Raw genomic sequence first — 9,252 nt, forward strand, 5'->3', positions numbered from 1 at the left:
TCTTGCCGACCTCCTCGATGTCGAGGGTGCGCACGCACTTCTGCACGCTCGTCGCGCGTGAGTAGGGGGGCGTCTCCTGACCGAGGAAGTAGGGCTTGAACGGCACCATGCCGGCGTTGACGAACAGGAGGTTGGGGTCGTCGTGGACGAGCGGTGCGCTCGGCACGACGGTGTGGCCGCGGCTCTCGAAGAAGGTGAGCCAGCGTCGCCTGATCTCGGCGGTCTCCATGATGTGCAGGTCCTTGCTGATGTGGGTGGGATGAGGTCAGGGCGGGGTCAACCGGTGCTCACGCGCGCGCGGCTGACCCCCGGGGAGCTCGTGCCCACCCGGCGACTACCACAGCCGTCCGACGCCATGGCGCCGATCCGGTCATCTCGCACACATCCATGACCTCTAACCCTAGCCGACGGGCCACAGCCCGCCGAAACCTCTTTCGCACGTCAGGAAACCCGCCCCCAGCGGCATACGGTCGTGACGTCTCCCGAACGACACGGCGAGGGTGTCGTCAGGGCGCAGGATCCCTCGGGCCCGAGGGCCTCGCCCGCAGCTAGATCACTGCGCGATCCAGATCTGGGTCATGACCGGCTTGCCGTGGTTGGGGTCGTTGATGACATTGCGCACCTTCGTGCCGAACACGGCGTTGCCCTTGTCGTACTGGTACGGGATGGCCGGCAGGTAGTTCTCGAAGAGCCACTTGTCGAACGTGGCCCATTCCGTGCCCTGGTCGGCGATGGGCAGAGCCTGGATCCGCTTGATCTCGGCGTCCACCTTCGCCTCGGACAGGTTGCCCCAGCTCGTCGAGCCCTGCGAGACCGCGAAGGAGGAGACCATGGCCGGGAAGATCGAGTCGGCGGCCGGCCAGTCGAGGCACCAGCCCGCCGGACTCTGCAGCATGTTGATCGGCGCGTCGAGCGTGCCTGCCAGCCGGCGACGCTCCGCGGCCGGCACGCCCTTGTCGAGGACCTTGAAGCCGGCGTCCTCGAGCTTCTGCTTGCGGACCACGTTGACGCGTTGTGCGGCCGCCGAGTCGTTGTCGTAGAAGTAGCTCAGCTCGAACGGCTTGCCGGGACCGTAGCCTTGCTCCGCGAGCATCCTCCTGGCCATCTCCGCGTCACCGTCGCCCGTGCCGTCGAAGCCCTCGACCCCCTGGTAGTCCAACCATCCCGGGACCTGGGGCGGGATGAAGGTCGTGCCCGGGGTGTAGGTGTGGGTGGACTCGCCACCTGCCGCGCGGATGGAGTCGAACGGGTACGCGACCGCGATCGCCCTGCGGATCTCGAGCGGGATCTTCCGGGTGTCCAGGTTGACCACGTAGACACACGCCGAGGGGCCCTCGACGAACTGGTCCCTCTTCTCATCCTCGACCTGCTCGACGAGCGAGGAGTCGATCGGGCCCCAGTTGAGTGACGTTGCGCCGGCGCCCTCGCTCGCCAGGATCGCGGTCTGCGCCTCGACGTCCTCGACGCCGAACGTGAAGTGGTAGCCGTCGAGGTAGTCGTTGCGGGCCGGGTCGGTCACGGCGTCCCAGTGCTCGTTGCGCTCGAGAATGAGCTCTGAGCCGGGGGTGTAGCTCTTGAACTTGTAGGGCCCGGTGGCCAGCGGGTGGGACGTGTAGTCCTGCTTCGTGTCCTTCGCCTCAGGGATCGGCGAGAACTGGGGGTAGGTCGCGAAGTAGGGCATGGACTCGAAGCGCTTCTCGAGGTGGATGACGACCGTCCTGTCGTCCGGCGCCTCGACGCCCTTCCAATCGGGGTCGCCCCGGTAGGGGCCCTGGTACTGCGCGCCACCCGTGAAGAAGTCGCGCTGGTAGGTCGGCGCGTTCCCCGCCAGGTCCGGGTCGAACGAGCGCTTGAGGGCGAAGACGACGTCCTGCGCGGTGACGGGCGAGCCATCTTCGTACGTGATGCCGTCCTTGAGTCTGAACGTCCACGTGAGTCCGTCCTCGGACACCTTGCCCAGGTCCGTCGCGAGGTCGGGCACGAGAACTGACCTGCCGTCGCGGTGGGAGTACGCCGTCAGGCTGCGGTGAGTGAGCCCGAGGATCGTGATGGTGTCGGTGGAGTACTGGTCACTCGGATCGAAGTTCCCCGGCGTGGAGGAGGAGGGGACAGAGAGGACCCCGCCCCGCTTGGCGCCGGGAACCGCCGGTGCCGGTCCCTTGGCGTCTGGCAGCATGCCGGAGCCGGCGGACTCGACCCTGCCCCGGTCGCCCGGGATCGGGTCGGTGGGCTCGGAGGGGGACGGTGCTCCGCAGGCTGCGACGAGGGCGAGCAAAGCCACGACGCCCACGGTCAGGACCCTGGTCCAGCGCATTCTCCCGCTCCCTCCATTCTCGTCCGGGGCTCACGGCGACGGTCCGATGGTCTCGCCCAGCTGCCTGGGCAGGACGGGGCTCCGATACTGCCGCACCCCGGTGCGGACCGACGGCGACTCTGCCACAGGCAGCAGACCTTCCCAAGGCATGAAACGGGCATACGTGACAGATCGTTACCCTCCGCGCCCGGCTGCCGGATGATCTGCGCTGGAAGACGTGCACCGGATCGCGCCGCGCCGCGTCAGCCCTCCGGAGGCGTCGCCCGGCCCAGACGCACATGCAGCCACTCGAGCCTGGCACGGAGGCGCTCCTCGAAACCGCGGTCCGTGGGGATGTAGTACGCCGTCGATCCATGGAGGTCGTCGGGGAGGTACTGCTGACGGGCCACCGCGTCCGGCTCGTCATGGGCGTAGACGTAGCCGTCCCCGTGGCCGAGCCGCTCCGCCCCGGCATATCCACTGCCTCTGAGGTGCGGGGGAACCGGCCCTCCTCGGCCCGCGCGCACGTCCGCGATCGCGGCGTTGATCCCGTTGTAGGCGGCGTTCGACTTCGGGGCGAGCGCGTTGTGGACGACGGCCTGCGCGAGGATGATCCGTGCCTCCGGCATCCCCACCTGCGCCACCGCGTGCAATGCGGCCACCGCGGTCTGCAGGGCGGTCGGGTCGGCCATGCCGACGTCCTCGCTCGCCGCGATGACGATCCGTCGGGCGATGAAGCGCGGGTCCTCGCCCGCCTCCAGCATCCGGGCCAGGTAGTGCAGCGCCGCGTCGACGTCACTGCCCCGCATCGACTTGATGAGCGCGCTCGCGACGTCGTAGTGCTGGTCACCGGTCCGGTCGTAGCGGACTGCGGCGTGGGCGATGGCCTGCTCCACGTGCGGGAGGGTGATGCCAACCGGTGAGCTGTCGGTGCGACCGGCCGGCTCGGCGTCGAGGGCCACGCCCGCAGCGGCCTCGAGGGAGGTGAGAGCGCGCCGGGCGTCACCGCCAGAGGTCCGGACGAGGTGGTCCAGGGCGTCGTCGTCGAGCGTGTGCGCCCCCGCGAATCCGCGCTCGTCGAGGAGAGCCACCTCGATGACCTCGCGAATCTCATTGTCGGACAATGATTTCAGGGTCACGAGGACGGACCTCGAGAGGAGCGGGGCGATCACACTGAAGGAAGGGTTCTCCGTCGTCGCGGCGACGAGGATCACGATCCTGTTCTCGACCCCGGGAAGGAGGGCGTCCTGCTGCGCCTTCGTGAACCGGTGGATCTCATCGAGAAAGAGGACCGTCTGCCGCCCGTAGAGGTCCCGCTCCCGGATCGCCGAGTCCATCACGGCCCGGACGTCCTTGACGCCGGCCGTCACGGCGGAGAGCTCGACGAAGCGCCGGTCGGCAGCGGTGGCGACGAGGTGGGCGAGCGTGGTCTTCCCCGTCCCCGGCGGACCCCAGATGATGGCCGAGAGGGGTCCAGCCGCTCCCCCACTGCCCTCGATGAGTCGCCGCAGTGGGCTGCCCGGGCGCAGCACGGACTCCTGACCGCGCACTTCGTCGAGGGATCGTGGCCGCATGCGGACCGCGAGGGGGGCGGCGCCGGCAGAGCCCGGCAGCGCGTCCCGCTCGGCCGCGGAGGCGGCACCGAAGAGGTCGTCCGTGGTCACTGTGGAAGGCTATCTGTCGTGCGCGAACGATCCACCACGGAGCAGGCCACCGGGCCCGAGCCCGCCGCCGCCCGCCCCACCCTGCTCGCCCGACTCGGGACGCGCACCGGCCGGCATCCGCTGGGGTGGCTCCTGGGCTGGGTCGTCGCCGCGCTCGCCTCCCTCGCCGTCGCTGTCGGCGGTGTGACCGGCGAGTCCCTCTTCGACCGCCTCACATCGGGCGAGCCGACGGTCCCGGGCCAGTCCCAGACCGCGCGCGACATCATCCAGTCGGTCGAGCCGTCGTTGGACAACGTCATGCTGCAGGTGGCGGGCGCCCCCCTCGGCGACGCCCAGGCCGTGGCCGCCGGCACTGCGGCGGCGAGCCGCCTCATGGACGTCCCGGGAGTGGCAGCCGTCCGGTCACCGCTCCTGGCCCCCGACGGGCTCGATGATCCTTCGGTCCAGCCGCTGCTCGGCGGCGGGACCCCTTCCTCCGGACGCTTCGTCACCATCGTCGACCTCGACGAGGAGCTGGCCGACGAAGAGCTGGCGACGGCCAGGGTGGCCGTCGAGGACGGTCTCGACGCCGTGGTGGAGGCACTCCCCGGGGCGACCGGCTCGGTGGGCAGCTACGACCACGTCCTCAAGGCCGTGACCGGCACGATCGAGCGAGATCTCGTCCGGGGTGAGGGCATCGCCCTGCCCCTGACCTTCCTCGTCATGGTGTTCGTCTTCGGTGGGTTCGTCGCGGCGGGGATGCCGATCGTGGGGGCCGTCGTCTCGATCGCCGGCGCCCTGCTCTCCCTCTTCGGCTTCTCGCACGTCCTCGAGCTCGACGCCACGGTCGTCAACATCGTGACGCTGCTCGGGCTGGGCCTGTCCATCGACTACGGTCTGCTCACGGTCAACCGGTTCCGTGAGGAGCTCGCCAACGTCGCACCCGACCGCCCGCCGACCCGTGACGACGCGATCGCCGCCGCCGGACGGACGGTGGCGACGGCCGGACGGACGGTCCTCTTCTCCGGGATCACCGTCGCGATCGCCCTGGCCGGCCTGCTCGTCTTCGAGGCTGAGATCATGAGGGCGATCGGGCTCGCCGGCGTCAGCGTCGTGCTCGTGGCCATGGTGGTCGCCGTCACCCTCGTGCCGGCGCTCGCGGTGCTCGGCGCCAAGCGCCTGAGCCGCAAGGCCTCCCGCGCGGTCGAGGACTCGGGGGCGTTCTCCCGGCTTGCCGTCGCAGTCCAGCGCCGCCCCGTCAGCGTCATCCTGTTGGGCCTCGTCGTCCTCGTGACGCTCGCGCTGCCGACTCTGGGCATGCGACTCACCGCGTCCGGCACCGAGCTGCTCCCGGTCACCGCGCCCCAACGTGTCTTCTTCGACACACTTCGCAGCGACTACCCGGCCCTTGCCGCGCCAGAGGTGACCGTCGTCGCACGCAGCACCGACACAGCCGCGGTCACGGCGGCGCTCGAGCCGTTCCGGGCGGAGCCGGGCGTCACGGACCTGGCGGTCCGGCCGCTGGGCACCGACCACCAGCTCGCGAGCTTCCGGGTGAGCGGCCCCCCCACCTCGGACGAGGCGCAGGACCTCGTCACCGCAGTCTCTGCAGTGGAACCGGGCTTCGAGACGTGGGTGACGGGTCAGGCGGCGGGTCAGCTCGACTTCCTTGACTCGATGGCCCGGGGCGCCCCCTATGCCGTCGCTCTCGTCGTGCTCGGCACTTTCGTGCTCCTCTTCCTCATGACCGGTTCGGTCGTGATCCCCGTCAAGGCGCTCCTGCTGAACGTCATCTCGCTCGGTGCCGCCCTCGGCGTGGTCGTGTGGATCTTCCAGGAGGGCAATCTCGAGGGCCTGCTGAACTTCACCTCCGTCGGCGCGGTCGAGTCGATGGTGCCGTTCCTCGTCCTCGCCTTCGGCTTCGGCCTCTCCATGGACTACGAGGTCTTCCTCCTGTCCCGGATCGTCGAGGAGCACGAGGCGGGCGCGGAGAGCGACCGCGCTGTGTCCCTCGGCCTCCAGCGCACCGGGCGGATCATCACCTCGGCCGCGCTGCTCATCGTCATCGTCTTCGCCGGCTTCATCGCCGGCGACATCCTCATCATCAAGCAGATGGGCGTCGCCCTCGTCACGGCGGTGTTCGTCGACGCCACGATCGTCCGGATGCTCCTCGTCCCCGCGACCATGACGGTCCTCGGCCGGTGGAACTGGTGGGCCCCGGCTCCGCTGCGCCGCCTGCACGCGCGGTTCGGGATCAGGGAGTGAGCCGTATGACGGACCAAGCCCGCCGCCTGCGGCCCCGCGCGCTCGAGACGCGCGCGGACCTCCTCGCGGCCACGGGGGATGACGCGTTCGTGCGCTATGACCTGCCCGACCCCCTCGAGGGCACCGGCTGGGCGCTCGGTTCCGCCGTCGTCGTCCCGCGCCGGACCCACACCCGGCGGCTCGGACTCGTCGTCATGGGCCAGCCGGACGACGTCGCACAGCTGGCGAAGGATCTCCACCGTCGAGGGTTCTTCGACGACCCGAACCTGCTCCATGCGACCGTGGAGCGGAGCGCCTTCGACGCCTTCGCCGCGGTGGTGCCCCTCACCGACACCGGCGGCGACTGGGAGTGGATGTGCTCTCGGACGCCACCGCCCAGGATCCCGGGTGAGGACCACGTCGTCGGCCTCGACGAGGATGACGTCGAGGAGATCCGCGCCCTGCTGGCGATGGCCAACGACCGCACCGACGCCCGACCCTTCGAGTTCCCGGGACAGCGCTGGGTGGGGATCCGCGACCCCGACGGAGCCCTCGTCGCGTGCGGCCTCCGGGAGCGCACCCTGGCGGGCACGCCGATCCTCGAGGGCATCACGGTCCGGGCTGACCGGCGGGGCACCGGCCTCGGCCTCGCCGTCACCGCGACCCTGACGCGTGAAGCCGTCCACGCGGACGGCGTCTGCACCCTCGGCCTCTACTCGGACAACGACGTGGCACGCCGGCTCTATCACGGCCTCGGCTTTGGCGACGACCACGTGTGGTCGTCCCGCCGCCTCGACCATCAGTCGAAATCTGCAGCGCTGTAAGGCTTTTCGGAGGGCTCGACGAGGACGATCCAGTTGCCCGAGTTGTCGCGGCAGACCGCCTCGGTGCCGTAGGGCCGGGTCGAGGGCTCCTGGATGAACTCGACCCCCCGCGCCGACAGCTCCTCGAAGGTCCGCCGGCAGTCGTCGACGCCCAGACCGAGCCCGTGCATCGTGCCCGCCTCGAGGGCACGCTCGACCGCCTCGACCATGTCGGGTGCGAGCGGCGGGCCGGGCACAGCCAGGTTGACCGCAAGCTCCGGTTGGCTCGGGTGCACGATGGTGCACCAGCGGTAGCCCTCGCCGAGGGTGATGTCGTCCTGCTCCCGGAAGCCGAGGACGTCGGTGTAGAACTTCTTCGACTCGTCGATGTCCTTGACGAAGACGCTGACGATGCTGATGTTCGTGATCATGTGCTCACGCTAGGGTCCGGCGGGACTGCGACGCTTCTCCTCGCTTGCGGTTCAGCCCCAGTCCCAACGCCGGTCCCAGCACCGGCCCCGGTCTCGGCGAGACCGCGCATGAGCACGAAGCATCCGGGAATGTGCGGCGCGCCCGCTGCCGCCCATCGGGCCTGGAACTCGCTCGGCGCCTCTCCCACGACCACGCGGAAGCGAGAGCTGAACGAGCCGAGGCTGGTGAACCCGACGGCGTGACACACCTCGGTCACCGTGAGGTTCGTCGCGCGCAGCAGGTCCTGGGCCCGTTCGATCCGCCGGCGGGAGACGTAGTCGGCCGGCGTCACGCCGTAGGTCGCGCGGAAGAGCCGGTGGAAGTGCCACTTGGACAGTCGAGCGACAGCGGCGAGGCGGTCGAGGTCGAGCGGCTCCGCGAAGTGCCGGTCCACGAGGTCCCGCGCCCGTCGGAGGTGGACGAGGACGTCGGCGGGTGCCCGCTGCGTTGCCGTGGTCACCGGCCCATTGTGACCCGGCCCACCGACGACGTATGCCGCCGGGCTGAGCGAGCCCAGCGGCATACGACCTGTGGGGGGTGCGGTCGTCAGCCCCGGCCCGCTGGGTGCTCCGGCTTCGCGTCGACGCCGGCTTCCTTGCGCTGCTCCGGCGTGATGGGGGCCGGCGCGGCGGTGAGCGGGTCGTAACCGCCACCCGTCTTGGGGAAGGCGATGACGTCGCGGATCGACTCGGTCCGCGCGAGCAGGGACACGATCCGGTCCCAGCCGAAGGCGATGCCGCCGTGGGGCGGCGCGCCGTACTGGAAGGCGTCGAGGAGGAAGCCGAACTTCTCCTGGGCCTCGTCGTGGGAGATGCCCATGACCTGGAAGACGCGCTCCTGGACGTCACGGCGGTGGATACGGATCGACCCGCCACCGATCTCGTTGCCGTTGCACACCATGTCGTAGGCGTAGGCGAGCGCCGAGCCGGGGTCCGTGTCGAAGGTGTCCTCGAACTCCTGCTTCGGTGACGTGAAGGCATGGTGCACGGCCGTCCACGCGCTGTAGCCGAGCGCGACGTCACCCGACGCGGTGGCCTCGGCGGCCGGCTCGAAGAGCGGGGCGTCGACGACCCAGAGGAAGCTCCACGCGTCGTCGTCGATGAGCTCGCACCGACGACCGATCTCGAGGCGGGCCGCGCCGAGCAGGGCGCGGGAGGACTTGGTCGGGCCGGCCGCGAAGAAGATCGCATCGCCGGGTGCCGCGCCGACGTGGGCCGCGAGGCCCTCGCGCTCCGCCTCCGTGAGGTTCTTGGCGACCGGGCCGCCGAGCTCGCCGTCGTCCTGGACGAGGACGTAGGCCAGCCCCTTCGCCCCGCGCTGCTTGGCCCACTCCTGCCACGCGTCGAGCTGCTTTCGTGGCTGGGACGCCCCGCCGGGCATGACGACGGCGCCGACGTAGTCGGCCTGGAAGACCCGGAACGTCGTGTCAGCGAAGTACTCGGTGCACTCGACGAGCTCCTGGCCGAAGCGCAGGTCGGGCTTGTCGGTGCCGAAGCGCGTCATGGCCTCGTCGTAGGTCATCCGCGGGAAGGGGGTCCCGAGGTCGACGCCGATGAGCTTCCAGACCTCCGTGATGACCGCCTCGCCGAGCTCGAGGACGTCGTCCTGCTCGACGAACGACATCTCGATGTCGAGCTGGGTGAACTCGGGCTGCCGGTCGGCCCGGAAGTCCTCGTCGCGGTAGCAGCGCGCGATCTGGTAGTAGCGCTCCATGCCGGCGACCATGAGCAGCTGCTTGAACAACTGCGGGCTCTGCGGGAGCGCGTACCAGCTGCCGGGTGAGAGCCGCGCGGGCACG

Annotated in this window: 8 protein-coding genes; 2 read left to right on the forward strand and 6 right to left on the reverse strand. The window is 70.2% G+C overall.

Going from position 1 to position 9,252, the window contains the following annotated elements:
* The 3 genes from LOY02_RS15670 to LOY02_RS15680 form a co-directional block, all read right to left on the reverse strand.
* Nucleotides 1-229: alanine--tRNA ligase-related protein (locus tag LOY02_RS15670; protein ID WP_317183298.1), on the reverse strand; the 229-nt coding region annotated here is incomplete at its 3' end.
* Nucleotides 230-553: 324 nt separating this feature from the next.
* Nucleotides 554-2,314, reverse strand: a complete 1,761-nt coding sequence (locus LOY02_RS15675) for an ABC transporter substrate-binding protein (RefSeq protein WP_317183299.1) — start codon at nucleotides 2,312-2,314, stop codon at nucleotides 554-556.
* A 242-nt stretch (nucleotides 2,315-2,556) separates the two neighbouring features.
* Nucleotides 2,557-3,957 (reverse strand): replication-associated recombination protein A, encoded by a 1,401-nt coding sequence (locus tag LOY02_RS15680; protein WP_410505964.1) that lies wholly within the window; start codon nucleotides 3,955-3,957, stop codon nucleotides 2,557-2,559.
* Nucleotides 3,958-3,975: 18 nt separating this feature from the next.
* Here LOY02_RS15680 and LOY02_RS15685 point away from each other — a divergent pair, with 18 nt between their 5' ends.
* Complete coding sequence (locus LOY02_RS15685) at nucleotides 3,976-6,201, forward strand: MMPL family transporter (protein WP_317183300.1); 2,226 nt, start codon at nucleotides 3,976-3,978, stop codon at nucleotides 6,199-6,201.
* 5 nt (nucleotides 6,202-6,206) lie between these two features.
* Nucleotides 6,207-7,004 (forward strand): GNAT family N-acetyltransferase, encoded by a 798-nt coding sequence (locus LOY02_RS15690; RefSeq protein ID WP_317183301.1) that lies wholly within the window; start codon nucleotides 6,207-6,209, stop codon nucleotides 7,002-7,004.
* On the opposite strand, the gene LOY02_RS15695 is transcribed toward LOY02_RS15690, so the two are convergent.
* From LOY02_RS15695 to aspS, 3 genes are all read right to left on the reverse strand, one after another.
* Nucleotides 6,980-7,414, reverse strand: coding sequence for a VOC family protein (locus LOY02_RS15695; protein ID WP_317183302.1), 435 nt, complete (start codon nucleotides 7,412-7,414; stop codon nucleotides 6,980-6,982). The genes LOY02_RS15690 and LOY02_RS15695 overlap by 25 nt on opposite strands.
* Nucleotides 7,411-7,914 carry an AraC family transcriptional regulator gene (locus tag LOY02_RS15700; RefSeq protein ID WP_317183303.1) on the reverse strand — a complete coding sequence of 168 codons (504 nt, stop codon included), beginning with the start codon at nucleotides 7,912-7,914 and terminating at the stop codon, nucleotides 7,411-7,413. Before LOY02_RS15700 ends, LOY02_RS15695 begins: the two co-directional genes overlap by 4 nt.
* An 86-nt stretch (nucleotides 7,915-8,000) precedes the next feature.
* Nucleotides 8,001-9,252 (reverse strand): aspartate--tRNA ligase (gene aspS, locus LOY02_RS15705; protein ID WP_317183304.1); only part of this gene is annotated, 1,252 nt, incomplete at its 5' end.

It is taken from the genome of Intrasporangium sp., assembly GCF_032907665.1.
Classification (GTDB): Bacteria; Actinomycetota; Actinomycetes; order Actinomycetales; family Dermatophilaceae; genus Intrasporangium.